This is a genomic window from Azospirillum oryzae (genome assembly GCF_008364795.1).
Classification (GTDB): Bacteria; Pseudomonadota; Alphaproteobacteria; order Azospirillales; family Azospirillaceae; genus Azospirillum; species Azospirillum oryzae.
The window spans coordinates 921,066-944,464 of sequence record NZ_VTTM01000001.1 but is presented as its reverse complement, the minus strand read 5'-3'; the positions used below and the strand labels follow the sequence as shown (position 1 = coordinate 944,464).

21 protein-coding genes are annotated in these 23,399 nt (G+C 66.0%); 8 read left to right on the top strand and 13 right to left on the bottom strand.

The window, feature by feature from the left end; translation table 11 throughout:
* Positions 1-4 precede the first annotated feature (4 nt).
* Entirely contained in the window at positions 5-1,411 is a 1,407-nt protein-coding gene (nifE, locus tag FZ938_RS04515; protein WP_149197418.1) for a nitrogenase iron-molybdenum cofactor biosynthesis protein NifE, read from the bottom strand.
* 237 nt (positions 1,412-1,648) lie between these two features.
* On the opposite strand from nifE, the gene FZ938_RS04510 reads away from it, so the two are divergent.
* On the top strand, positions 1,649-2,188 hold the full coding sequence (locus tag FZ938_RS04510; RefSeq protein WP_149197417.1) for a hypothetical protein: 540 nt from the start codon (positions 1,649-1,651) through the stop codon (positions 2,186-2,188).
* A gap of 30 nt (positions 2,189-2,218) precedes the next feature.
* Here FZ938_RS04510 and FZ938_RS04505 read toward each other — a convergent pair whose 3' ends face one another.
* The 5 genes from FZ938_RS04505 to FZ938_RS04485 all read right to left on the bottom strand — a co-directional run bounded on the left by FZ938_RS04505 (position 2,219) and on the right by FZ938_RS04485 (position 9,890).
* A complete protein-coding gene (locus tag FZ938_RS04505; RefSeq protein WP_149197416.1) occupies positions 2,219-3,709 on the bottom strand; it encodes a methyl-accepting chemotaxis protein in 1,491 nt (496 codons plus the stop codon).
* 481 nt (positions 3,710-4,190) lie between these two features.
* A complete protein-coding gene (gene nifK / locus FZ938_RS04500) occupies positions 4,191-5,750 on the bottom strand; it encodes a nitrogenase molybdenum-iron protein subunit beta (RefSeq protein ID WP_149197415.1) in 1,560 nt (519 codons plus the stop codon).
* A gap of 31 nt (positions 5,751-5,781) precedes the next feature.
* Positions 5,782-7,221: a nitrogenase molybdenum-iron protein alpha chain gene (nifD, locus tag FZ938_RS04495; RefSeq protein ID WP_149197414.1), complete on the bottom strand. Its 1,440-nt coding sequence runs from the start codon at positions 7,219-7,221 to the stop codon at positions 5,782-5,784.
* Positions 7,222-7,422: 201 nt separating this feature from the next.
* Positions 7,423-8,319 carry a nitrogenase iron protein gene (gene nifH, locus FZ938_RS04490; RefSeq protein ID WP_098740339.1) on the bottom strand — a complete coding sequence of 299 codons (897 nt, stop codon included), beginning with the start codon at positions 8,317-8,319 and terminating at the stop codon, positions 7,423-7,425.
* 260 nt (positions 8,320-8,579) lie between these two features.
* Positions 8,580-9,890: a hypothetical protein gene (locus FZ938_RS04485; protein ID WP_149197413.1), complete on the bottom strand. Its 1,311-nt coding sequence runs from the start codon at positions 9,888-9,890 to the stop codon at positions 8,580-8,582.
* Positions 9,891-10,093: 203 nt separating this feature from the next.
* Between FZ938_RS04485 and FZ938_RS04480 the strand changes: the two genes are divergently transcribed.
* The 5 genes from FZ938_RS04480 (at position 10,094) to FZ938_RS04460 (ending at position 14,038) form a co-directional block, all read left to right on the top strand.
* On the top strand, positions 10,094-10,966 hold the full coding sequence (locus FZ938_RS04480; protein WP_246457515.1) for an NAD(+)--dinitrogen-reductase ADP-D-ribosyltransferase: 873 nt from the start codon (positions 10,094-10,096) through the stop codon (positions 10,964-10,966).
* Positions 10,967-11,071: 105 nt separating this feature from the next.
* Complete coding sequence (gene draG / locus FZ938_RS04475) at positions 11,072-11,965, top strand: ADP-ribosyl-[dinitrogen reductase] hydrolase (protein ID WP_425492021.1); 894 nt, start codon at positions 11,072-11,074, stop codon at positions 11,963-11,965.
* A 2-nt stretch (positions 11,966-11,967) separates the two neighbouring features.
* A complete protein-coding gene (locus FZ938_RS04470) occupies positions 11,968-12,387 on the top strand; it encodes an ArsC/Spx/MgsR family protein (protein WP_149197410.1) in 420 nt (139 codons plus the stop codon).
* A gap of 110 nt (positions 12,388-12,497) precedes the next feature.
* A complete protein-coding gene (locus tag FZ938_RS04465) occupies positions 12,498-13,268 on the top strand; it encodes a class II glutamine amidotransferase (protein WP_149197409.1) in 771 nt (256 codons plus the stop codon).
* A gap of 146 nt (positions 13,269-13,414) precedes the next feature.
* A complete protein-coding gene (locus FZ938_RS04460; protein ID WP_149197408.1) occupies positions 13,415-14,038 on the top strand; it encodes an FMN-dependent NADH-azoreductase in 624 nt (207 codons plus the stop codon).
* Between the two features lie 37 nt (positions 14,039-14,075).
* Here FZ938_RS04460 and FZ938_RS04455 read toward each other — a convergent pair whose 3' ends face one another.
* The 4 genes from FZ938_RS04455 to dapF form a co-directional block, all read right to left on the bottom strand.
* A complete protein-coding gene (locus FZ938_RS04455; RefSeq protein WP_149197407.1) occupies positions 14,076-15,584 on the bottom strand; it encodes an AMP nucleosidase in 1,509 nt (502 codons plus the stop codon).
* Between the two features lie 99 nt (positions 15,585-15,683).
* Positions 15,684-17,000, bottom strand: coding sequence for a signal recognition particle-docking protein FtsY (ftsY, locus tag FZ938_RS04450; protein WP_149197406.1), 1,317 nt, complete (start codon positions 16,998-17,000; stop codon positions 15,684-15,686).
* Positions 17,001-17,022: 22 nt separating this feature from the next.
* Complete coding sequence (mtaB, locus tag FZ938_RS04445) at positions 17,023-18,294, bottom strand: tRNA (N(6)-L-threonylcarbamoyladenosine(37)-C(2))-methylthiotransferase MtaB (RefSeq protein ID WP_149197405.1); 1,272 nt, start codon at positions 18,292-18,294, stop codon at positions 17,023-17,025.
* On the bottom strand, positions 18,291-19,142 hold the full coding sequence (gene dapF, locus FZ938_RS04440) for a diaminopimelate epimerase (RefSeq protein WP_149197404.1): 852 nt from the start codon (positions 19,140-19,142) through the stop codon (positions 18,291-18,293). The genes mtaB and dapF overlap by 4 nt, the downstream gene beginning before the upstream one ends.
* A gap of 117 nt (positions 19,143-19,259) precedes the next feature.
* On the opposite strand from dapF, the gene FZ938_RS04435 reads away from it, so the two are divergent.
* Together FZ938_RS04435 and FZ938_RS04430 are read left to right on the top strand one after the other, a co-directional pair.
* Positions 19,260-19,862 carry a hypothetical protein gene (locus tag FZ938_RS04435; protein ID WP_149197403.1) on the top strand — a complete coding sequence of 201 codons (603 nt, stop codon included), beginning with the start codon at positions 19,260-19,262 and terminating at the stop codon, positions 19,860-19,862.
* A 15-nt stretch (positions 19,863-19,877) separates the two neighbouring features.
* The gene (locus FZ938_RS04430; RefSeq protein ID WP_149197402.1) at positions 19,878-20,081 is read left to right on the top strand and encodes a hypothetical protein; all 204 of its coding nucleotides are present in this window, start codon (positions 19,878-19,880) and stop codon (positions 20,079-20,081) included.
* A 52-nt stretch (positions 20,082-20,133) separates the two neighbouring features.
* Here FZ938_RS04430 and FZ938_RS04425 read toward each other — a convergent pair whose 3' ends face one another.
* The 3 genes from FZ938_RS04425 to FZ938_RS04415 form a co-directional block, all read right to left on the bottom strand.
* On the bottom strand, positions 20,134-20,562 hold the full coding sequence (locus FZ938_RS04425) for a GtrA family protein (RefSeq protein ID WP_149197401.1): 429 nt from the start codon (positions 20,560-20,562) through the stop codon (positions 20,134-20,136).
* Complete coding sequence (locus FZ938_RS04420; protein ID WP_246457513.1) at positions 20,562-21,620, bottom strand: glycosyltransferase family 2 protein; 1,059 nt, start codon at positions 21,618-21,620, stop codon at positions 20,562-20,564. Before FZ938_RS04420 ends, FZ938_RS04425 begins: the two co-directional genes overlap by 1 nt.
* Before the next feature lie 70 nt (positions 21,621-21,690).
* On the bottom strand, positions 21,691-23,361 hold the full coding sequence (locus FZ938_RS04415) for a hypothetical protein (protein ID WP_246457512.1): 1,671 nt from the start codon (positions 23,359-23,361) through the stop codon (positions 21,691-21,693).
* Between the last annotated feature and the right edge of the window lie 38 nt (positions 23,362-23,399).

The following is a 23,399-nucleotide window of genomic DNA, read 5'->3' as shown; positions in this document are numbered from 1 at the left end:
GGCCTCACTCCGCAGCCATCAGGGTGGAGGACGGGCCGCTTTCCCACGGCGCCGGCTGGCGGACTTGGCCCCAGATCGGATTCGACAGCGTCTTGTCGATCTCCTCGCACAGATTGACGATGCCGTCATAGCCGGCATAGGCGTGGTGGCGCTCCTGGTTGATGTCGAGCCAGGGAACCTTGGCCTTCAGGGAGATGAACTGCGACCGGCCGCCGGACATCATGATGTCGGCTTGGTTGTCGGCCAGCATCTTGTAGATGTCGCGCGGCTTCAGGTCGTCCCACTGGTGGAACTCCTCGCCCTTCATCTTCTTGATGCGCTCCTTGTCCTCCTTGGTCGATTTCTTGGTGGAGGTGCCGAGGATGGTCAGCCCGGCGCCTTCCAGCGCGCTGACCATCGACCAGCTCTTGACCCCGCCGGTGAAGAGAAGGACGCGCTTGCCGTCGAAGCGCGGCTTGTAGGGTTCCAGACGGCGCCAGACCCTGCTTTCCTCCCGCGCGATGACGCCTTCCGCCCGGTCGATCAGCGCCTTGTCGGCGCCGCGCTCCACCAGCATGCGGGCCATGGTGCGCAGTGTGTCCGACATGTCGGAGACGCCGTAGAAGGAGCCCTCGAAATAGGGGATGCCGTAGCGTTCCTGCATCTTGCGGCCGACATTCACCAGCGCCTGGCTGCACACCATCATGGTGACGCGGGCGCGGTGGGCCTGGGCGACCTCATTGTAGCGGCCGTCGCCGGAGATGCAGGACAGGAGGCGGATGCCGATCTCGTCCAGCAGCGGCTTGACCAGCCACAACTCGCCGGCGAGGTTGTATTCACCGATGATGCAGATGTCGGTCGGGGTGGTGTACTCGGGTTCGACCGTGCCGATGACATGCTCCAGCAGGGCTTCGCCGGCCAGCTTGTTGCCGAGATTCTTCGATCCGACGAAGCCCGGCGCCTCCACCGGGATCACCGGCTTGCCCAACTTCTGCGTCGCGAACTTGCAGACGGCGGCGATGTCGTCGCCGGTCATGGCGGGCACGCAGGTCTGATAGACGAAGACGGCCGGCGGGTCGTATTGCTGAACGATCTCCTTGATGGCGCGGTACAGCTTCTTCTCGCCGCCGCCGATGACGTCCAGTTCCGACAGATCGGTGGTGAAGCCGGTGCGGTAGAGCTGCGGACCGGAGGATTGCGAGCCGCGATTGTCCCACGAGTTGCCGAGGCAGGCGATGGGACCATGGACCAGATGGGCGGCGTCGGCGATCGGCTGCAGCACGATCATCGCACCGTCATAGGCGCAGCCGCCGGCCGCGGCCCCCGGCTTCAGCGACTTGGTGCAGCCCTTCTTCTTCTCCTTGGCCGACTTGGCCTGGTTGGTCGCGCAGCCCGGTTCGTTGAAGACGTCCTGGATCTTGTCCTGGAGCATGCCCGCTCTCCCATCCTGGCGCCGGAAATGGCTCTGCATCGGTGTGATGCAGGGGGCGTGCCAGTGGATAAGCTATTGATAAATATGCATTGTCATCTTTCCCATCGCTGTCCGATAGCTGACAATCGCCCATTGCCGGCCACGGCTTGTCGGGTGTCGCACAGCACTCGGCGGGCGGTACGCGCAGGGACGCGATGGGGACGGCCGTATCAGGACGGTTCGCGGGAATGGAATGTCATGATGGTACGGTTCGAGCGGCGCGGCGGCCGAGGGATGATGAGCGGAATGCTGCTGGCGCTCACGGCATTGCCGACCCTGGCCGCGCAGAATGCATCGGTGATCCAATTGGCGACGGAGCCGGGGCATGAGATCGGCATCGCCTGCCGTTTCCTCGACCCCGACCAGCGCCCGATCCCGCCGGAGGCCGAGACATTGTGCGCAGCCGCCGCCGATCTCGTCGCAGGCAAGGCCGCCGGCCATGGCAAGGCGGTGGTGCGTCTCGGCCTGCGTGCCGTGGCGCCTGACGACGGGGAGGCGGAGGAGACGCCGCCCGTAGTCGATGGCCCGATCCTGCTGCTGGTCCTGGAAGGTCGTCAGGATTGGAGCGGCACCGCCCATCCCCGCTTGCTTCTGCGCGCTCGTCCAGTCCGCGACGGCATGGCCGCCCCGTCGGTCGGTCTGCCGCCGGTCTCGGTCGAGCTGGGGGGAGAGAACTGGCGGGCGGCTGCCGGCCTTGCGCTGGAGCGGGTGGTCGGCTTTGCCATTCGGGGCAGTTGAGGCGGGTTGGCCGAACTCCGCCGGACCCGGTCAGCGGGCGAGCACTTGCGCCGCTTCCTTGGTCGAGGCGATGGCGGTTCCGACCTGCGCGAAGGCGGTGGAGATCGCGGTGATGTTCCGGTCCACCACGGCCACCGAGGTCGATGCTCCCTGCATGTTGGCGGAGATGCTGGCGGTGACGGTGGTCTGTTCCTCGACCGCGCCGGCGGACATGACGACGAATTCGCGCAGATTGGTCATGGCCGTGCGAATCGCCGACAGGGAGGATACGACATCGCTGGAAACGGATCGCATTCCCTCGATTTCGTGGGAAATCTGGGCGGTCGCGTTCGCCGACTGGTTCGCCAGATTCTTGACCTCGTTGGCAACCACGGCGAATCCCCTGCCGGCTTCACCCGCCCGCGCCGCCTCGATGGTCGCGTTCAGCGCCAGCATGTTGATCTGTCCGGCGATGGAGCGGATCAGTTCGACGATGCCACCCATCGCCTTCGCCACCTCCGACAAACGGGTCGCCGCGCGGTCGGCGTTGTCGGCCTCGCTCACGGCGGCATCCGCCGCCTGCTGCGAGCGCGACATGCTGTCGGCGATCTCACGGGCGGCGGCGGCCAGTTCCTCCGCCCCGGCCGCGATGGTCTGCACCGTTCCTCTGGTCTCCGACGATGCGGCGGCGGCGGTGTCGGCCTGCTGGTGGGCCCCGCTCATCGCCTGTTCGATCTCGGTGAAGTTGGTGTCGATCAGGGACTTCAGGCGGTCCAGCAAGTTGATCTGCTCTGTGATGTCGGTCGCGAACTTCACGACCTTGCACAGGCGGCCGGCACCATCGAAAACCGGGTTGTAGGAGGCCTGGATCCAGACGACGCGACCGCCCTTGCCGATGCGCCGGTATTGGGCGGCTTCGAACTGGCCCTTGTTCAGCCGGTGCCAGAAATCGCGATAGGCCGACCCCTTGCGCTCCTGCGGATCGACGAACATGCTGTGATGGCGTCCGCGAATCTCGTCCAGACTGTAGCCGAGCACCTTGAGGAAATTCTCGTTGGCGGTGATGACGGTGCCGTCCGGATTGAATTCGATCACGGCCTGCGAGCGCGAAATCGCATCGACCTTGCCCCGCATGTCGGCGTTGATGGCCTGTCTTTCCGTGACGTCGGTGGCGATCTTGACGACTTTGCACGGACGGCCGGCGGCGTCGAGGATGGGATTGTATGTGGCCTCGATCCAGACCTCGCGACCGTTCCTGGCGATGCGCCGGTACAGTGCCCGCTGGAATTCGCCGCGCTTCAGGCCATCCCAGAATTCCCGATAGGCCGGACTGGCATGTTCGGACGGGTCGATGAACATCCTGTGATGCTGTCCAACGATTTCCGGCAACGAATAGCCCATCACCGCCAGAAAATTCGCGTTGGCGGTCAGGATCGTCCCGTCCAGAGAAAATTCGATCATCGCCAGGGAGCGGTCCAGCGCGGACAGCACGGATTGGCCTTCAGCGCCCTTCCCATAGATCGACTGAATGAACCCGAACATCTCCGTCCTCCCGCCTTGCGATATGCCTGAATATTTGCTGATTATGCATTATCAGAGCGCAAGAGATGACGTTAGTCAATAAGTGGCAATCCTAAGGCGATGGGTGTGTAGTTCAGAATAAAACAACGGGTCGATGCATTTTCGGAAAAAATTCGCATTTTGCAATTCGCGTCTAAACATTCTATCAACGATATTACCATAGCCATTTTTAATCTATGGGATTGAGGCCCGAGCGCTTTCCAATAGTTCTCTGACTTAAGCAAAAGAACCGACACCGGTCCGCCCTGTCTTTATCGATCCGATGTGATCCCCGGCATTCGCGCAAACGAAAATACCCGGAGCGTGCCGTCGCCGGCGCTCTCCGGGGTGGGGAGGTTGCCGCCGGGCCGGGGGGATGGAAACCCCGGCCCGTCGGGTAGGCTGGAACCGATGCCTTGAACCGATGCCTGGATCGCCGCCGGCCTGCCGGCCGGCGCACCGATCAGCGGATCAGGTCGAACGAGTAATCGGTCTGCCCGACAATGTTGGTGTTGGCGTCGATGTCTTCGAAGATCCGGTCCAGGATCCGCACCAGCACGTTCAGCGCGCCCTGGTAGCCCCAGGTCGGATAGCGGTGGTGGTGGTGGCGGTCGAAGATCGGGTAGGTCAGGCGGATCAGCGGAACCTTGGTGTCGCGCTCCAGATACTTGCCGTAGCTGTTGCCGATGATGTAGTCCACCTTGTCGGTGAAGATCAGCGAGCGCAGGTGCCACAGGTCCTTGCCGCCGTAGGCCACACCGGACTTGCCGAAGGGCGAGCCGTCCAGCACCTTCTGGACCTGCTTCTCCCACTTCTTGGAGCCGGAGGTCGACAGGATGTGGACAGGCTCCGCACCCAGTTCCAGCAGGAACTTGGTCATGCCCAAGCAGAAGTCCGGGTCGCCGTAGACGGCGAAGCGCTTGCCGTGCATGTGGGTGTGGCTGTCGGCGATGGCGTCGACCAGACGGCCGCGCTCCAGCTTCAGGCTGGCCGGCACCGGCTTGCCCGACAGTTCCGCCAGCTTCAGCAGCAGTTCGTCGGTGGCGGTGACGCCCATCGGGTAGTTGAACTTGGCGACTTCCTGGCCCTTCTCCTTGCAGAACTGCAGGGTCTGGGTCGTGTTGTACTCCTGCATGGAGATGGTGGCCTTGGCGTGCAGGGCCTCCTTGGTCTCCTCGATGGTGGTGCCGCCGTCATACATGCGGTACTCGCCATCCATCGGCGTGTCGAAATTGTCGGACACGTCGGACAGGATCTGCAGCTTCAGGCCGAATTCGCCGGCGATGCGCTTCAGTTCGCGGTTGTTGCCGACGGCGAAGCCATCGAAGCCCGGGATCAGGTTGATCTGCTCGGTCTTGGGCGTGTCGAAATTCTCCGACGTGCCCCAGAAGTTGCTCAGGATCCCCTTGATCATGTTGTCGTAGCCGACGATGTGGCTGCCGACGAAGGCCGGGGTGTGGGCGTAGGGGACCGGGAAATCCGCCGGAACGCTTTCCTTGTTCTTGGCATTGGCGATGAAGCCCTGGAGGTCGTCGCCGATGACTTCGGCCATGCAGGTGGTCATCACCGCGATCATCTTCGGCTTGTAGAGCGAATAGGCGTTCGCCAGGCCGTCGATCATGTTGTTCAGGCCGCCGAACACCGCCGCGTCTTCCGTCATCGACGAGGAGACCGCGCTGTTCGGCTCCTTGAAGTGGCGGGTCAGATGGGTGCGGTAATAGGCGACGCAGCCCTGGGAGCCGTGGACGAAGGGCAGGGTGCCTTCGAAGCCCTGGGCGGCGAACATCGCACCGATCGGCTGGCAGGCCTTGGTCGGGTTGATGACGACCGCTTCACGGGCGAAGTTCTTCGCCTTGTATTCCTCGGACTTGGTCCATTCGGAGACGCGGGCGACTTCCTCGTCCGAATGGCCGTACTCGAACTCTGTCTTCTTCTTCTCGAACATCGCCGCGTATTCGGGCTGCCGGAAGAGGGTGTAGTGGTCGAGGACCTTGTCGGCGCTCTGCGAAAGCTTGTCGGTCATTCTCAAATTCTCCTGTTCCAGAGGCCGATGGTCAGAACGGGGCCTTCATCACGCCCCAGACGGGGTTGTTGATGGCCAGGTCCATGTCGCGGGCGAAGATCGCGAACCCGTCATAGCCGTGGTACGGGCCGGAATAATCCCAGCTGTGCATCTGGCGGAACGGCAGGCCCATCTTCTGGAACACGTACTTTTCCTTGATGCCCGACGCGACGAGGTCGGGACGCATCGCCTCGACGAACTTCTCCAGTTCGAACGCGGTGACGTCGTCGTAGATCAGCGTGCCTTCCTTCACGTAGTGGGGCGTGCGCTGATAGTCGTCGTTGTGGGCGAACTCGTAACCGGTGCCGATGATCTCCATGCCCAGGTCGTGATAGGCATCGACGACGTGGCGGGGACGCAGGCCGCCGACATAGATCATGACCTTCTTGCCGTCCAGCCGCGGCTTGTACTTGGCGATGACCGCATCGACCATCGGCTGGTAGCGGGCGATGACCTTCTCGGCGTTCTCCTTGATCTTGTCGTCGAACAGAGCGGCGATCTTGCGCAGGGATTCGGCGATCTGGCTCGGACCGAAGAAGTTGTATTCCATCCACGGAATATTGAACTTCTCTTCCATGTGGCGCGCGATGTAGTTCATCGAGCGGTAGCAGTGGATCAGATTGACCTTGGCCTTCGGCGTGTTCTCCAGCTCGGCCATGGTGCCGTCGCCCGACCACTGGGCGATCACGCGCAGGCCGATCTCCTCCAGCAGGATGCGGGACGACCAGGCGTCGCCGCCGATGTTGTAGTCGCCGATGATGGTGACGTCATAGGGGGTGGAGACGAAGCCGGCCTTGGGTTCCGTCTTCTCGAACACCCAGTCGCGGATGGCGTCGTTGGCGATGTGGTGGCCCAGCGACTGGGACACGCCGCGGAAGCCTTCGCAGCGCACGGGGATGACCGGCTTGCCGATTTCCGCCGACTTGGCGCGGGCGACCGCCTCGATGTCGTCGCCGATCAGGCCGATCGGGCATTCCGACTGGATCGAGATGCCGTTCACCAGCGGGAACAGCTCGTTGATTTCCTCGATGACCTTGTGCAGCTTCTTGTCGCCGCCGAAGACGATGTCCTTCTCCTGGAAGTCGGAGGTGAAGTGCATCGTGCCCCAGCTGTCCACGCCGGTGTCGCCGATGTAGTAGTTGCGGCGGCCGGACCAGGAGTAATAGCCGCAGCCCACGGGCCCGTGGGAGATGTGGATCATGTCCTTGATCGGACCCCACACCACGCCCTTGGAACCGGCATAGGCGCAGCCGCGGATCGTCATGACGCCGGGGATGGACTTGACGTTCGACTTGACGCCGCAGTCCTTGGCCTCGGCCTCCAGCACGTTCAGGTGCTTGGCGCGGCGCTTGCGGGACTTTTCGGGATAGGCTTCGAGGACTTCGTTGACGAGGTTCTTGACGTCGACCGTGGTGTTCTCGGACAGGCTCATAGCCGGCCTCCTGCTTGAATATTCCGCGCCACTGCAGCGCGTGACCGAGCCCCTCCCTCCCACGCCGACGTCGCCCGGCCGGAACCGGTGGGCAGTCGTTGGGTCGACGTCGTGCGGGGCTGGGGAAAAGGGCCAGTGTTCAGGCGGTCCCCCCTGCGCGGGGGCAGGGGGGCCGGTAGGCAACCGTCGCTACGCCCGGGATCAGGCGCCGGCCTTCGCCGCTTCCTTGGCAGCCAGCTCGGCGAGCTGCTGCTCCTCGGTCTTCATGATGCCGAAGTCCATCAGCATCTCTTCCAGTTCTTCCATCGTGATCGGGGTCGGGATGCAACCCTGGCCCGAATTCGCGTGGATCTTGTTGGCGAGCGCGCGGTATTCGCCGGCCTGCTTGCTGTCCGGAGCGTATTCGATGACCGTCATGCGGCGCAGCTCGGCGTGCTGCACGATGTTGTCGCGCGGCACGAAGTGGATCAGCTTGGAACCCAGACGCTTGGCCAGCGCGTCGGCCAGATCCCATTCCTTGTCCGTCTGACGCTCGTTGCAGATCAGGCCGCCGAGACGGACGCCGCCGCTGTGGGCGTACTTCAGGATGCCCTTGGCGATGTTGTTGGCGGCGTACAGCGCCATCATCTCGCCGGACATGACGATGTAGATTTCCTGGGCCTTGTTCTCGCGGATCGGCATGGCGAAGCCGCCGCAGACCACGTCGCCCAGCACGTCGTAGGACACATAGTCCACGTCGTCGTAGGCGCCATTCTCTTCCAGGAAGTTGATCGAGGTGATGACGCCGCGGCCGGCGCAGCCGACGCCCGGCTCCGGACCGCCGGACTCGACGCACTTGATGTTCTTGTAGCCGATCTTGAGGACGTCCTCGAGTTCCAGATCCTCGACCGAACCGGCCTCGGCGGCCAGATGCAGGACGGTGTCCTGGGCCTTTGCATGCAGGATCAGGCGGGTCGAGTCGGCCTTCGGGTCGCAGCCGACGATCAGGATCTTCTGATCCAGCTCGACCAGAGCGGCCAGCGTGTTCTGAGAGGTGGTGGACTTACCGATACCGCCCTTGCCGTAAAAGGCGATCTGACGCAGAGGCGCTTTGGCCATGTGGGTCGCTCCTGTGCTTGGGTCGTTGGACTGTGCTTCGATCCGGTGCGGCCGGTTCGTGGCCGCTTCGGATTTCATGGATTGCACGACCCGTGCCAGAGCGGAAAAAATCATTAGATCGTTGTTTTAAAACGTAAAATTCTTGAAGCGGCGCTGCGTGCCCCTTTGTCGGGGTCCCGACACACACGACAAAGCCCGACATTTTGTCGGGTCTTTATGGCGGGGAGGATTTATGGGGAGGGAGCGCCCTCAGGATAACCTTACCGCCCTTCGCCCAACGCTTCCGCCGCGACGACGATGCGCAGCGCCAGCTCCTCCACCGCCTCGTCGCGGTCCATGTCGTAGAGAAGCTGCGCCAGCAGACGGCCGCGCGCCATCAGGCGGCGGGCGAGCGCCGGATCGGCGGGCTTGGCCAGCAGCGCCTCGACCAACCGTTCCCCGGTCAGGCGGGCCAGCGCGTCGCAACGGTCGACCAGCCGCTGCTTCAGCGTGTCCACGGCGGCGGGGCGGCCGGCATGGCTGAGGTCGGCGCAGAAGTGGTGCAGGCTGCGCAGCTGCCGCAGCAGGGCGGCGAACAGCAGGTCGTCCAACTCGCCGCCGGCCGCCGCCTTGCCGATCAGATCGAACAAAGTGTCGGAAAGCCGCCATGCCGCCGACAGCCAGTCGTTCATCGCCTTGCGGTCGGCCGGCTCGACGAAGGGGCCGGATTCCTCCTTCGTCTCTTCCTGGTCGTCCAGATTGCGCAGCGCGATGACGATCAGCCCGTCGGCCTGGGCCAGGGTGGCGAGGCTGGCGTGCAGCGTCTTCAGTCCGCGGTCGGCGACGAAGCCCTCTATCGCCTCCGTCGCCCGGCGCAACGAATAGCGGGCGAGCCGACGCGCTTGATAGACGACGTCCTGCAACGCGCTGCCGCCGCCCAATGCCTCCAGCACCATTCGCCGCACCTCGAAGCGCAGCAGGGCGCGGGCCAGCCGGTCGATGCCGCCGACGTCGATGGGGCGGGTGTCCTTGGTCAGCCTGTCGGCGGTGGTGCGGGCATCGGCCTCGATGGCGGCGATCACCGCCTGGAGATGGCCCTTGCCGCCGCCGCGCATCCTGCTGACCAGCGTCCGCATCGCCTCGGCAAGGTCGACGGCGCCCGGCAGGCTTTTCTCATGGTCGGTGCGGCCGGTCACCAGCCGGTCGATCAGATGGTCGCGCACTCCCGGCAGCAGCACGTCCGTGATGATCTGCCCGATCGGCCGCAGCAGCGCTTCCATCAGGCGGCCGGGCGGCTGCCCGACCAGTCCCGGCAGCGGGTTGATCGGCTTGGGCACCAGCCGCGGCCGGTGCGGCTCCAGCAACTCCAGCACGGCATCGCCGCGCAGGGGCGTGATCGACCCGCGCAGGAGCTGGGCGAGCCGCAGGGTGGTGCGCGCCTCCGCCATGCCGCGCGGCGGGCGGCCGTCGGGGGCGCCGGTCGCGGGTGCCGCGGGGTCGGCGGAAGGCGAAGGCCGGACAGGCGTCTGCGCGGGCACGGGCGGAGTGCGCCGGCGCCGGCTGTCGTCGTACTTGGTCGGCCAGAAGGCCATGCGGGTGCCGCCGGATCGTAAGCGTCGCTGTACTGAGTATGGGTACGGACCGTTCGGCTTCAAATGGACAATATTGCGACATGCGGCGACACGCCTCCGCCGGTTGCAGCGGGGAAGGCTTGGCACGCGCCGGCTTATGCAATATCCATATGAGAAGTAATGACATTCGGACGGAGCGGCTTGGCGTGACGGATGGGGCTCTGATGCGCGATGCGAATGGACGGACGGTGGAGGCCGACCCGCCGCCCGATTCTCCGCTGGCGTTGCGCGCCCACCGCACCAATCTCGTCAATGTCCCGGCCGCCGTGCTGTGCAGTGAAGCCTACAATGACGAGCCGCGGCGCCTGCGCATCGGCGCCACCCGCAGCGAACACGCCGCATTGTTCGAGGCGCTGGACGAAAGTTCCGACGCGCTGACCGCCTCCGATGTCTTCCAGCGCCATATGGCCGAGGTGTTCGGGGTCAATCCCGACTTCTCCGGGGCGGAGGGGCCGGACGGCAAGCGCCGTTTCCGCGCCAGCTACCTGCGCCTGCTGAAGGGCTGGATGTTCGACAGCAACCGCGCGGAAGGGGCGGTGCTGAAGGGCTGGGTGGAGAGCCGTTTCGGCCTGCTGCCGACCTTCCATGGCGAGCCGATCCACCGCTTCGCCTCCGACGCCTGGGCGGCCTATGGCGAGCAGAAGCAGTCGACCCGCTTCCACAACAACAACATCCACCTGCAGCTCGACCTTCTGTACGAGTTCTGCCAGTGGACGATCCGCCGCGGCTGGCCCGACGCGCCGATGCCCAACTGGGCCTCGCACATCCGGCTGTACCGCGGCGTCAACGATTTCGAGGAACACCACATCGTCGCCCGGCCGGACAAGCGCACGGCGGTGCTGCGGCTGAACAACCTGTGTTCCTTTTCCATCAACCGCGACATCGCCGGCCAGTTCGGCGACTACATCCTCGATGCCTGGGTGCCGCTGTCCAAGGTGGTCTTCTTCCGCGACATTCTGCCGCGCTACCCGTTCCAGGGCGAAGGAGAATATCTGGTGATCGGCGGGGACTATCGGGTGGGTGTGTCGCTTCTCTGACAACCTCACGCCGGGCGTCGGCTTGTGGCCGTTTGCCGGGCGCACCAGGAAGGGGCGGGCGCTTTGCCCGATGGCATGACCGATCCGACGATTCTGACACCCGAGATCCGATCCCCTGAAATCCGATCCAGGGCGCTCGGCGCCTATCTCGGCCTCGCCTGCGGCGATGCGCTGGGGGCGACGGTGGAGTTCCTGACCAAGGGCGAGATCGCCCACCAATATGGCGTCCACAAGCACATCAAGGGCGGCGGCTGGCTGAAGCTGCCGGCGGGGCAGGTGACCGACGACACCGAGATGTCGCTGCATCTCGGCCGCGCCATCCTGTCGGGTCCGGAGTGGGAGGCCCGCCGCGCCGCCGAGGAGTTCGCGATCTGGCTGAAGTCGGTGCCGGTCGATGTCGGCGACACGACACGGCGCGGCATCCGCCGCTTCATCATGCACGGCACGCTGGAGGAGCCGGAGTCGGAATACCACGCCGGCAACGGCGCGGCGATGCGCAACCTGCCGGTGGCGCTGGCGACGCTGGGCGACGACGCGGCGTTCGAGCGCTGGTCGGTGGAACAGTCGCACATCACCCACTGCAACCAGCTGTCCGATTCCGCGGTGATCGCGCTGGGCCGGATGGTGCGGCGGCTGGTTCTGGGCGGCGGCATCGTCGCCGCACGGGAGGAGGCGAACGCCCTGATCGCCAAACACCGCCAGTTCAAGTTCGAACCCTACCGCGGCCTGTCGACCGCCTTCATCGTCGACACGGTGCAGACCGTCTTCCACTATTACTTCCAGACCGATTCGGTCGAATCCTGCGTGGTGGAGACGGTGAACCAGGGCGGCGACGCCGACACCACCGGCGCCATCGCCGGCATGCTGGCCGGCGCCACCTATGGCGTCGAGTCGATCCCGCCGCGCTGGCTGCGCAAGTTGGACCGCGAAGTTTACGACGAGATTTGTCTGCAAACCGACGCGCTGCTGGCCCGCGCGCCCCTGTTCCGGGAGAAATGACGATGGCCGACGTGATTTTCTTCGAAAAGCCCGGCTGCGGCGGCAATGCCCGGCAGAAAGCCCTGCTGGAGCAGGCCGGTCACCGGGTGATCGCCCGCGACCTGCTGAACGAGCCATGGACGGCGGAGACGCTCCGTCCCTTCTTCGGCGACCGGCCGGTGGCGGACTGGTTCAACCGCGCGGCCCCGGCGGTGAAGGGCGGCGAGGTGGTGCCAGAGGCGATGGACGAGGCCACGGCGCTGGCCGCGATGGTCCAACGCCCGCTGCTGATCCGCCGCCCGCTGATGCAGGTCGGCGACCGCCGCGACTGCGGGTTCGAGACCGACCGGGTGGACGCCTGGATCGGGCTGGGGGGCGTAGCGGCAGCGGGCAAGATGGAGGGGTGCCTGCGGCCGGACATGCCGCCCTGTCCCAAACCATGAGGGCCGAAACCATGAAGCCCTAAACCATGAACGTCAGCGCGTGACCTTGCGCACCACCTGTCGTAGCTTGTCGCTCCCAAGGGCGACGACCAGCGGCAGACGAGGACACCATGTGCGAACTCCTGGGCATGAGCGCCAACGTGCCCACGGACATCTGTTTCAGCTTCGCCGGCCTGATGCGCCGCGGCGGGCAGACCGGTCCGCACCGCGACGGCTGGGGCATCGCCTTTTACGAAGGCAAGGGCTGCCGCACCTTCCACGACCCGTCGCCCAGTGCCGAGTCGGAGATCGCCCGGCTGGTCAGCCAATATTCGATCAAGTCCTGCACGGTGATCTCGCACATCCGCCGCGCCAACCGCGGCCGGGTGTCGCTGGAGAACACACACCCCTTCACCCGCGAACTGTGGGGCCGGGTGTGGACCTTCGCCCATAACGGCCAGTTGAAGGGCATCAAGGACCGCATCCTGACCTTCTACGAGCCGGTCGGCAGCACCGACAGCGAGCATGCCTTCTGCTGGCTGCTCGACCAGATCCGCATGCAGTATCCGGAGCCGCCGAAGACCACCTCCGGCCTGATGAAGCTGATCCGCCATCTTGCCGCCGATCTGGGGACGCTGGGCGTCTTCAACATGCTGCTCAGCGACGGGCGGTATCTGTGGTGCCATTGCGCCACCAACCTCGCCTGGCTGACCCGCAAGGCTCCCTTCGGCGCCGCGACCCTGCTCGATGCCGACATGAGCGTCGATTTCTCCAAGGAGACGACGCCCAACGACGTGGTCACCGTCATCGCCACCCGGCCGCTGACCAGGGACGAGGCCTGGACGGTGATGCAGCCGGGCCAGATGGCGGTCTTCCGCAATGGGGCGCTGGTGACGCGCTGACCGGCTCCGTCCGGGCTGATTGTTGCTTCTCCAGAGACGATCTTTCGCGCACAACCCGGCTTAACCGCTGGAAAACAAAGGGGCATCTTGGCTGTCAGAAACCGGCCGCACATGACGGCCGCAACAACCAAGAGGCTCCTTCCGCCATGACCACGATCCTGCATGTCGACTCCAGCCCGCTCGGCACCGCCTCCGTCACCCGCCAGCTGACCGCCTCCATCGTCGAGGCCCTGGTGAAGGCCGAACCGTCGGCGACCGTCGTCGCCCGCGACGTTGCCGCCAACCCGCCGGACCACCTGAACGGCGAGCTGCTGCAGGTCGTGAAGTTCCGCAACCTGGAAGGCCTCAGCGCGCGTCAGCGCGAAGAGCTGGCCCTGACCGATGCCCTGGTCGACGAGTTCCTGGCCGCCGACGTCGTCGTGATCGGCGCGCCGATGTACAACTTCTCCATTCCGACCCAGCTGAAGGCCTGGATCGACCGCCTCGCCCAGGCCGGCCGCACCTTCCGCTACACCGAGAAGGGCCCCGAGGGTCTGGCCGGCGGCAAGCGTGTGATCGTGGCGTCCGGCCGCGGCGGCGTCTATTCGACCAACCCGGCGCTGGCCGGCCTGGATCACCAGGAAGCCTATCTGCGCACGGTCCTGGGCTTCTTCGGCATCACCGACGTGACCTTCATCCGCGCCGAGGGCATCGGCATGGGTCCGGAGGCCAAGGAAAAGGCGCTGGCCGGCGCCGCGAAGGAGATCGAAGGGCTGCTGGTGGCCGCCTGAGGCTGACGGGGCGGGTTCCGTACCCGCCCCCTATACTCTACTGGAACGCCACTTCCGCCAGACTGCGCAGCTTGCGGGAGTGCAGCGTCTCCATCCCGTGCCCGCGCAGCAGTTCCATCGCCAGCACGCCGATCTTCAGATGCTGGTCGACCCGCTCGCGATAGAAGCGGTCGGCCATGCCCGGCAGCTTCAACTGCCCGTGCATCGGCTTGTCCGACACGCACAGCAACGTCCCGTACGGCACGCGGAAGCGGAAGCCGTTGGCGGCGATCGTCGCGCTTTCCATGTCCAGCGCGATGGCGCGGCTCTGGCTGAAGCGCATCAGCGGCTCGCGGTGATCGCGCAGCTCCCAGTTCCGGTTGTCGATGGTCGCCACCGTGCCGGTGCGCATGATGCCCTTCAGGTCGAAACCCGACAGCCCGGTCACCCGCTCCACCGCCGTCTCCAGCGCCCGCTGAACCTCGGCCAGCGCCGGCACCGGCACCCACAGCGGGAGGTCGGCGTCCAGCACATGGTCCTCGCGGACATAGCCGTGGGCCAGCACATAATCGCCCAGCCGCTGGGTCTGGCGCAGCCCCGCGCAATGGCCCAGCATCAGCCACGCATGCGGACGCAGCACCGCGATATGGTCGGTGATCGTCTTGGCGTTGGACGGACCGACGCCGATGTTCACCAGCGTGATGCCGTTGCCGTCCGGCCGTTTCAGGTGATAGGCCGGCATCTGCGGCATGCGCATCAGCTTGGCCGAAGCGCCATCCAATGTGCCGCCGAGATTCTGGTTGGTGGTGACGATGTCGCCCGGCTCGACGAAGCTGTCATATTGGCAGCGGTAGGCGGCCAGTTCGGCATCACCGGTCGGCTCCATGATCTCGCGCGACAGGCGGATGAACTCGTCGACATAGAACTGGTAGTTGGTGAACAGGACGAAGTTCTGGAAATGCTCCGGCGCAGTGGCCGTGTAGTGGCGCAGCCGATGCAGCGAGAAATCCACCCGGGGGGCGGTGAACAGGGCCAGCGGCTTCACCGCGTCCGGCCCGGTGTCGCAGGTGCCGTTGACGATGGTGTCGTCCATCCGCGCCAGATCGGGCAGATCGAACAGATCCGGCAGCTTGGTCAGACGGTCCGGCGGCAGATCGCCTTCCACATACATGCCGTTGGGAAAGGCGAAATGGATCGGGATCGCTTCTTCGCTGACACCGACCTCCAGCGGGACGCCGTGGTTGCGCAGCAGAAGCGTGAACTGTTCCAGCAGATAGCGTTCGAACAGGTCGGGCCGCGTCACCGTGGTGGCATGGACGCCAACCCCCTCGACGAAGCCGTAGGACAGCCGGGTGTCGACCGCGGCCCCCGACACGGCGGTCAGCCGCACATAGGGATAGTAGGCCCGGTTCCGTCCGCCTTCCTCCTCGCCCTGGGTGTAGGCGGCGAAGCGGTCGCGCAGATATGCGGTGTTGCGGTCATAAATATCCCGCACGCAGGCCAGTGCGGCTTTGGCATCGGTGAAACGCCCGGCCGACCCGGGCTGGAGCGGGGCTTTGTCGTTCATGTCGTCAAAGATGGGGTACGAACGACCGGCTGGGAAGGCCGAATTTCGGCCATCCTCCGGTGCGTACCCATCCGGCGATGACGATCCGGCCCCTGCCGCTCAGTCGGCGCTCAGCCCCATCAGCGACTTGGCGAAGGCATCCGCATCGAACGGGCGCAGGTCATAGACGCCCTCACCGACGCCGATGGCGTGGACCGGGATCTTGAACTTCTCCGCCAGCGAGACCAGCACGCCGCCGCGGGCGGAGCCGTCCAGCTTGGTCAGGATCAGGCCGTTGACGTTGACCATGTCGCGGAAGATCTCCACCTGGCTGTGCGCGTTCTGGCCGGTGGTGGCGTCCAGCGTCAGCAGGGTGGTGTGCGGCGCCGTCTCGTCCAGTTTCTTGATGACGCGAACGATCTTGCGCAGCTCCTCCATCAGGCCGGTCTTGTTCTGCAGACGGCCGGCGGTGTCGATCAGCAGCACGTCGACCTTCTCGGCCCGTGCCCGCTCCAGCGCGTCATAGGCCAGCCCGGCGGCGTCCGCCCCGGTGTCGCGGGCGACGACCGGGCAGCCGGTGCGCTCGCCCCAGATCTTCAGCTGGCTGACCGCGGCGGCGCGGAAGGTGTCGCCGGCGGCCAGCATCACGCTCTTGCCCTCCGCCTTGAACTGGCGGGCCAGCTTGCCGATGGTGGTGGTCTTGCCGGTGCCGTTGACGCCGACCACCAGGATGACGTGCGGCTTCAGCGCCGGGTCCAGCACCAGCGGCTTGGCGACCGGCGTGACGATCTTCGACACCTCTGCCGCCAGCGTCGACTTGACCTCCTCCGGCGAGACCTCTTTGCCGAACCGGGTGCGTGCCAGTTCCGCCGTGACCTTCGCCGCGGTGGCTGGGCCGAGGTCGGCGGTGATCAGCAGCTCCTCCAGTTCCTCCAGTGCCTCGTCGTCCAGCTTGCGCTTGGTGAAGATGCTGGTGATGCCGTCGGTCAGCTTGGACGAGGACTTGGACAGCCCTTCCTTCAGCTTGGCGAACCAGCCCTTCTTGGTCGGCGGCGCCTCTTCGGCAGCGGCAGCGACAGGAGCCGGAGCCGGTGCCGGCGGCAGTTCCGGAACGGGCTCCGGCTCCGGCATCGGGGCAGGAGCGGGCGGCGGCTCGACAGGTGCGGCAGCGGGAGGAGGGGTGATCGGAGTCTGCGCGACGGGAGCCGGCGGCACGGGGCGCTGCGGTTCGGCGCTCGGCGGAGCGGGCGCCAACTCCGGCACCGGCTCGGTTTCCTGCTTGGGCGCAGGCTGAGCGGCCGACGGCTCCGGTGTCTTTTCCGGCTCCGGTTCCGGCGCGGGGGTGGCGGACTCCAGGGTGATTGATTGGTCCTTCGCCGCCTCGTCCTTGGGCGCGGTCTCTTCGGGCTTCTTGCGGCCGAACCAGCGGAAAATCATGGAGTGTCCACTATGAAAGGGGTCAGAGCGGGGTGCCGGTCAGCACGCCGTCCTTGATGCCGGTGATGGCGGCGGGCACCAGCGAGCCGGGCGAAAAAATCTGGCCCAGGCGGATCGCGGCGAAATGCTCGGTGCGGCCCAGGTCGTCCTTCTCCACCAGCACGGTCGCGGTGCGGCCGACGAGGCTTGCCAGCGTGCGGGCCTCCGCCGCTTCGCCGACGGCGCGCAGACGGGCGGCGCGTTCCTTGCGGACGGCGCCGTCGACCTGGGGCATGCGCGCGGCCGGCGTGCCGGGGCGCGGGCTGTAGGGGAAGACATGCAGCCAGGTCAGGCCGCACTCCTCCACCAGCCGCATGGTGTTCTGGAACATCTCTTCGGTCTCGGTCGGGAAACCGGCGATGAAGTCGGCGCCGAACACCACGTCGGGACGGATCGAGCGCACCCGTTCGCAGAAGGCGATGGAATCGGCGCGGCCATGGCGGCGCTTCATCCGCTTCAGCACCATGTCGTCGCCGGCCTGGAGCGACAGGTGCAGGTGCGGCATCAGGCGCGGCTCGTTCTCGATCAGGCGCCAGAGATCGTCGTCCATCTCGATGCAGTCGATGGAGGACAGGCGCAGCCGCGGCAGTTCCGGCACCAGCGCCAGCAGGCGGCGCACCATCTGCCCCAGCGACGGCGAGCCCGGCAGGTCGGGGCCGTAGCTGGTGATGTCGACGCCGGACAGCACCACCTCGTTGTAGCCGGCCTTCACCAGCGCCTGCACCTGCTCGACGATGCCGCCAATGGGGACGGAGCGCGATGGCCCGCGGCCATAGGGGATGATGCAGAAGGTGCAGCGGTGGTCGCAGCCCTGCTGGACCTGGACGAAAGCGCGGGCGCGGTCCTCGAATCCGCCGATCAGGTGACCGGCGGTCTCCTTCACCGACATGATGTCGTTGACCAGCACCTTCTCGGCCGGCGGCAGGCCCCAGCTTTCCGGCTGCAGCTTTTCCTGGTTGCCCAGGACCTGATCGACCTCAGGCATCGCCGCGAAGCGCTGCGGGTCGATCTGCGCGGCGCAGCCGGTGACGACGATGCGGGCGTCCGGCCGCTCGCGCCTCAGCTTGCGGATGGTCTGCCGCGCCTGGCGTTCGGCTTCCGACGTCACGGCGCAGGTGTTGACGATCACCACGTCGTCCAGTCCGGCGCTGCGCGCATGGTTGCGCATCACCTCGGACTCGTAGGTGTTCAGGCGGCAGCCGAAGGTGACGATCTCGGGGCCGGTCTGCGTCGTGCTGTCGGTGCTGTCGCTCATTCCGAAACCAACTGGGCTGAAACCAGTTCAGCCGACAGCCGGCCGCTGAAGCTCAGCGCCACCGGGCCGGTCATCAGGACGCGGTCGTCCTCGGTCCATTCGATGGTCAGGGTGCCGCCGTCCAGGATGATGTCGGCCTTGCGGTCGGTCAGGCCGCGGCGGACCGCGGCGACCAGCGTGGCACAGGACCCCGACCCGCAGGCCTGGGTGATGCCGGCGCCGCGTTCCCACACCCGCATGCGGATGGCGGTGGGCGACAGCACCTGGGCGAATTCGATGTTGGCACGCTCGGGGAAGGACGGGTGGTTCTCGAAAACCGGGCCGACCTCGTCCAATGGCACCGCCTCGGCATCGTCGACGAAGAAGACGGCGTGCGGGTTGCCCATGTTCACCGCGACCGGCGCGGCGAAACCGCCATGCTCGACCGTTTCGACCCGCAGCGTGTCGCCGGGCGCGGCCAGCGGAATCGCCGCCCAATCGAGGCGGGGCGCGCCCATGTCGACGGTGATGCGGCCATTGTCGGCGCGATAGGCATGCAACAGACCCGCGGCGGTCTGGAAGCTGGCACGGTCGCGCCCGCTTTCCTCCATCAGCAACCAGCCGACGCAGCGCGACGCGTTGCCGCAGGCCGCGGCCTCGCTGCCGTCGGCGTTGCGGATGCGCATGAAGGCGTCGGCGCCCGGCGCGTCGGTCTGCTCCAGCACGATGAACTGGTCGCATCCGACACCCATCCGGCGGTCGGCGATGGCGCGCACCTCCGCGCCCGAGGGGCGGTAGGGTTCGGAACGGGCGTCGATCACGACGAAGTCGTTGCCGAGGCCGTGCATCTTCAGGAATTCGCGGGTCATGGCCGCCGTTATATGGCGAGCGGTGGGGATAAGTCCATAAGGCGCCGCGTTGACCGGTCAGGCATGCGCGCGTAGAAGGGTCGAACCGCTCTATCGAAAGGGGTAGGCGACTCCGCCATGCTTCATATCGCGCTCCTCAACAAAATGGACCGTGCCATGTGCGCGCAGGTCCTCTCCTACGGTGGTAGGGATGGCTGCGAGCATCTCAGGGCGTATGATCTGCGAAGCAATTGGGATTGCTACAGCGGCGGTCAATCGCCTGTCACCGTTGCAATCCCGGCCGATCTGCAGAACCGGCTCCGCGACCCGCTGGCCGAACTCTATATTCATCATAACCATCCTGCGAGCGTGAGCTTCAGTCCGGTCGATCTTGCGGTGGCTCTGGACGTCAACAACCGCGCCCGCGGCAAGCTTTATGCCCATGGGCACGACGGCTCCACCTATGGGGTTACGTTGGCGAATCGCGAGACGATAGCATCCCTGTACAAAAAGGCGGAGGCAGGCGCAGCGCAGCATCTCCGCTTTCTGATATCGATGAGCCATGTACCGTTCCAGGTGGCCAAGGCCCATTTCTCACACATCGTCTGCCAGGCTTTGGACATGGCGGGCGTCATGCACTACGAGTTTGCCATGTCTCAAACACGGATTGACGATTGGCAGCGTTGCGCCAACTATCTGAATGATGTCGTCGCCGCCGCCACCGACGCAGTTGGAAGGTGACCCATGCCTCGGTATTTGATCGAAGAGCCGAATCCCTTCGCCGACGCGCAGGAATGGCTGTATTTTCGCGAAGCGCTCGTCCGCCTTCCTGCGGATGATCCGGACGTGGCGGCTGCGCTGAGGCATGCCGACGAGGCGCTCGCCGCGCTGGGATTTGACCGGACGGCGGATCCGAACCGGCATAGGGACCTGTCGGCGTTTGTCCAAATGGCCGGTTAGGTCCGGCGCCTGACGGCATCCGGTTCGCGCCCCCGTCAGGCCCGCCGCACCGTCACGCTCCCTTGAACACCAGATGCTTCGACGCCGCGAAGTTGAAGAACATGCCGGCGATCGACCCGGCGGCCACCGCCAGGAAGGGATGCTCGGCGACCATCTGCACGGTCGATTCCAGCCCCACCGAAACGCCGTAATTCACCACGCCGCCGATGGCGTTGGCGGCGATGAACTTCGCCCATTGGCGATGCAGAGGCTCGCTCGCCGCGCCACGGAAGGTGAAGGCGCGGTTCAGCGCCCAGGTGGCGGTCGCCGCCGCGAAGAAGGACGGCACGCGGGCGGCGAAGAACTGCAGCCCCAGCGCCAGGCCGGCGTAGAGCACGATGGTATCCACCACCAGCCCGATGACGCCGACGACGCCGAACTTGGCGAATTGCACCCCCAGCCGGCCGAACCGGCTGTCCAGCAGGCTTGCGACCGATGCCATCACCGGCGCTCGTCACCGCGCACGCCGGCCAGCGGCGGGTGGTTGCCCGGCGCGCGCAACGACAGGTAGCTCATGCGCTTGGCCTCGCGGCGGCCATGGGTGACGGTGTCCAGGATCAGGCCGCAGGTCAGGCTGAGGAAGGCCAGCAGCATCAGTCCGGTGGCGAGCAGGGCGGTGGGGAAACGCGGGACCAGCCCGGTTTCGAAATAGGTCGCGATCACCGGCACGCCCAGGATCATCGACAGCAGGGCCAGCAGCCCGAAGGCGGCGGAGAAGAAGGGCAGCGGCCGCTCCTCCTTCACCAGGATGATGATGGTGCGCAGGATGCGGATGCCGTCGCGGATGGTGTTCAGCTTGCTGTGCGATCCGGGCGGACGGTCCTTGTAGGGGGTTTTGACCTCGGCGATCGGCATGCGCAGCTCCAGCGCATGGACGGTCAGTTCGGTTTCGGTTTCGAAACCGCTGGCCAGCGCCGGGAAGGACTTCACGAAGCGGCGGGAGAACACCCGATAGCCCGACAGCATGTCGCCGATGCGGCTGCCGAAGATCTTGGCGACCATGCCGGTCAGCACGAGGTTGCCGAAGCGGTGGCCGGGGCGATAGGCGGCGACGATCTCCGTCACCCGCGCGCCGTTGACCATGTCCAGCTGCTCGTCCCACAGGCGCCTGACCAGTTCCGGGGCGCTCGGGGCATGATAGGTGTCGTCGCCGTCGACCAGCACATAGACGTCCGCCTCGATGTCGGCGAACATGCGGCGCATGACGTTGCCCTTGCCCTGCAGCGGCTCGCGCCGGACGACGGCGCCAGCGGCGCGCGCGACCTCCACCGTCCGGTCCTTCGAGTTGTTGTCGTAGACATAGACGATGGCGTCGGGCAGGGCCGCGCGGAAGTCCTGCACCACCTTGCCGATCGCCGCCTCCTCGTTGTAGCAGGGGATCAGCACCGCGACGGTGGGGGCCGGGCCGGCCTGCACGGCCGCCGCCGGCGTTCCGGAAGCATCGGCGGCCGGGGTGGAGGCGGGGCGGTCGGCAGGGCGGTCGAGGGTCGATACGGTCATGGCGCTGGCTTCTGGCTGGGGACGGGACAGGCACGGCTGTCAGCGGCGATAAACAGCACAAACCCGCCGATTATTCCACTGTCTCCCGATTGCCGTCCGCCCGGTCAACAGCGCAGAGGTTCAGCGTCTCGCCCAGATTGTTGGGAATCGGCCGGCAGCGTTGCGGGTCGAGCCGCAGGCCGAGCAGCTCTGCCGCCTTCGCCGCGCCGGCCGTGTCGGGGATGGTGCTCAGCATCAGGAAGGGGCCGCGGTGGGACGCCACCTTATCCTTCAAGATGGCGAGATAGCCGTTGCCGACCGAATCCGGCTGCAGGAAGTTTGACTGGATGCGCACGAAGGTGACGCGCGGCGGGAAGGACGGGATGACGTGCGAGATGGCCCAATAGCCGGCCATCAGCACCATGGTGTCGTCCGCATCCTCGATGGGCGGCACCTCCGCCTTGACCCACTGATCCGCCCAGGCGACCCGCCCCCAATCGGCCGGCTGCACGGTCAACTGGACAACCGCCAGCAGCGCCACCGTAAGCCCGATGCGCAGCCGGCGCGCCAGCGGCAGCAGCCCGACCGCCATCACCAACCCCAGCGGCGCCAGCATCTCCAGCGGCACCAGATAGCGGTAGATGCAGAACATCACCACCCACAGCGCGTAGGTGACGCTCAGTGCCGTCAGCAGGAACCGCGTCGCCGGGGCCTCGGTCAGCCAATCGTTCCGCTTCCCCATCGACCGGCCGGCAACCGCGCAGACGAATCCGACCGGGACCAGAACGAACAGCGCCAGCACCCGCAGGTCGAACCACGGCACCTCGCCCACCGTCAGGGGGTGGACGGTGAAGACGAAGGGGAAGAACAGCCGCTGCCACAGGCCGGGCGGGAAGAAGCTGACATTGACGTAGTCGGAGATGGCGGCGAAGGGTGACTTGAAGATGTGGTTCATGTGCGGGAAGACCGGGTTCCCGTAATCGTGCCACAGATGCGCCATCCACAGGCCGCCGCCCAGCGCCAGTCCCACCAGCACGCCGATGCCGAAGAAGAAGGCCAGCCACAGCCGCCGCCACGGCCGGGCGGGCAGGACCAGGAAGCCCAGGCACAGTCCGACCGCATAGATCACCGTCGGATTCTTCAGCCCCATCGCCGCGCCGGCCAGCAGACCGGCCGCCGCGACCCGCGCGAAGCTGGGCAGCGGTCGTCCGTCCAGGATGCCGGGCAGGCTGCCGGCGACCACCGCCGCCGCCCCCAGAACGCCCAGGCTGACCACATTGTCCTGAAAGGTGGTGCCGATCAGCCCCAGCGTCCCGCCGCCAAGACCGCCCATCACCGCCAGCGCAACGGCAACCAACGTCCGTTTCATTGCCGGAACGTTCCGCAGGCAAAATGATGCCAGCAGATAAAGCAGCGACAGGTTGATCCCCTGCAGCGTCCCCCACAGGAAGCCGGCCGCCCGCGCCGGCATGTGGGTGGCCAGCCAATAGAAAGGCACGTCGAGAAAGGGGCTGTAGAAGCTCGGCATCTGCGCCACGAGCAGATCGCGTCCGATCCGCCCGGTCAGCATCGCATAGCCGTTGTACCAATGGTAATTCCGCAGGTCCCAGTTCGCGTCCATACCGAAGGCCAGCGTCAGCAGACCATAGGCCGGCGGGGCCAGCAGAAGGAAGGCGATGCCGATCAGGCGGGAACGGCGATCCGGTGGGCCATCCGACGGGCGGTCTGACGGGCGGACTTCGCGGGAGGCGGCTATCGGCATCGGAACGGGACAACCTTGCTGTTGCGCGGTATTGTCCT

Bases quoted from the DNA above. Each gene is read 5' to 3' on its own strand.
- nifE (WP_149197418.1), bottom strand. From the start codon at position 1,411: ATGCTCCAGGACAAGATCCAGGACGTCTTCAACGAACCGGGCTGCGCG.
- FZ938_RS04510 (WP_149197417.1), top strand. From the start codon at position 1,649: ATGATGGTACGGTTCGAGCGGCGCGGCGGCCGAGGGATGATGAGCGGA.
- FZ938_RS04505 (WP_149197416.1), bottom strand. From the start codon at position 3,709: ATGTTCGGGTTCATTCAGTCGATCTATGGGAAGGGCGCTGAAGGCCAA.
- nifK (WP_149197415.1), bottom strand. From the start codon at position 5,750: ATGACCGACAAGCTTTCGCAGAGCGCCGACAAGGTCCTCGACCACTAC.
- nifD (WP_149197414.1), bottom strand. From the start codon at position 7,221: ATGAGCCTGTCCGAGAACACCACGGTCGACGTCAAGAACCTCGTCAAC.
- nifH (WP_098740339.1), bottom strand. From the start codon at position 8,319: ATGGCCAAAGCGCCTCTGCGTCAGATCGCCTTTTACGGCAAGGGCGGT.
- FZ938_RS04485 (WP_149197413.1), bottom strand. From the start codon at position 9,890: ATGGCCTTCTGGCCGACCAAGTACGACGACAGCCGGCGCCGGCGCACT.
- FZ938_RS04480 (WP_246457515.1), top strand. From the start codon at position 10,094: ATGCGCGATGCGAATGGACGGACGGTGGAGGCCGACCCGCCGCCCGAT.
- FZ938_RS04470 (WP_149197410.1), top strand. From the start codon at position 11,968: ATGGCCGACGTGATTTTCTTCGAAAAGCCCGGCTGCGGCGGCAATGCC.
- FZ938_RS04465 (WP_149197409.1), top strand. From the start codon at position 12,498: ATGTGCGAACTCCTGGGCATGAGCGCCAACGTGCCCACGGACATCTGT.
- FZ938_RS04460 (WP_149197408.1), top strand. From the start codon at position 13,415: ATGACCACGATCCTGCATGTCGACTCCAGCCCGCTCGGCACCGCCTCC.
- FZ938_RS04455 (WP_149197407.1), bottom strand. From the start codon at position 15,584: ATGAACGACAAAGCCCCGCTCCAGCCCGGGTCGGCCGGGCGTTTCACC.
- ftsY (WP_149197406.1), bottom strand. From the start codon at position 17,000: ATGATTTTCCGCTGGTTCGGCCGCAAGAAGCCCGAAGAGACCGCGCCC.
- mtaB (WP_149197405.1), bottom strand. From the start codon at position 18,294: ATGAGCGACAGCACCGACAGCACGACGCAGACCGGCCCCGAGATCGTC.
- dapF (WP_149197404.1), bottom strand. From the start codon at position 19,142: ATGACCCGCGAATTCCTGAAGATGCACGGCCTCGGCAACGACTTCGTC.
- FZ938_RS04435 (WP_149197403.1), top strand. From the start codon at position 19,260: ATGCTTCATATCGCGCTCCTCAACAAAATGGACCGTGCCATGTGCGCG.
- FZ938_RS04425 (WP_149197401.1), bottom strand. From the start codon at position 20,562: ATGGCATCGGTCGCAAGCCTGCTGGACAGCCGGTTCGGCCGGCTGGGG.
- FZ938_RS04420 (WP_246457513.1), bottom strand. From the start codon at position 21,620: ATGACCGTATCGACCCTCGACCGCCCTGCCGACCGCCCCGCCTCCACC.
- FZ938_RS04415 (WP_246457512.1), bottom strand. From the start codon at position 23,361: ATGCCGATAGCCGCCTCCCGCGAAGTCCGCCCGTCAGACCGCCCGTCG.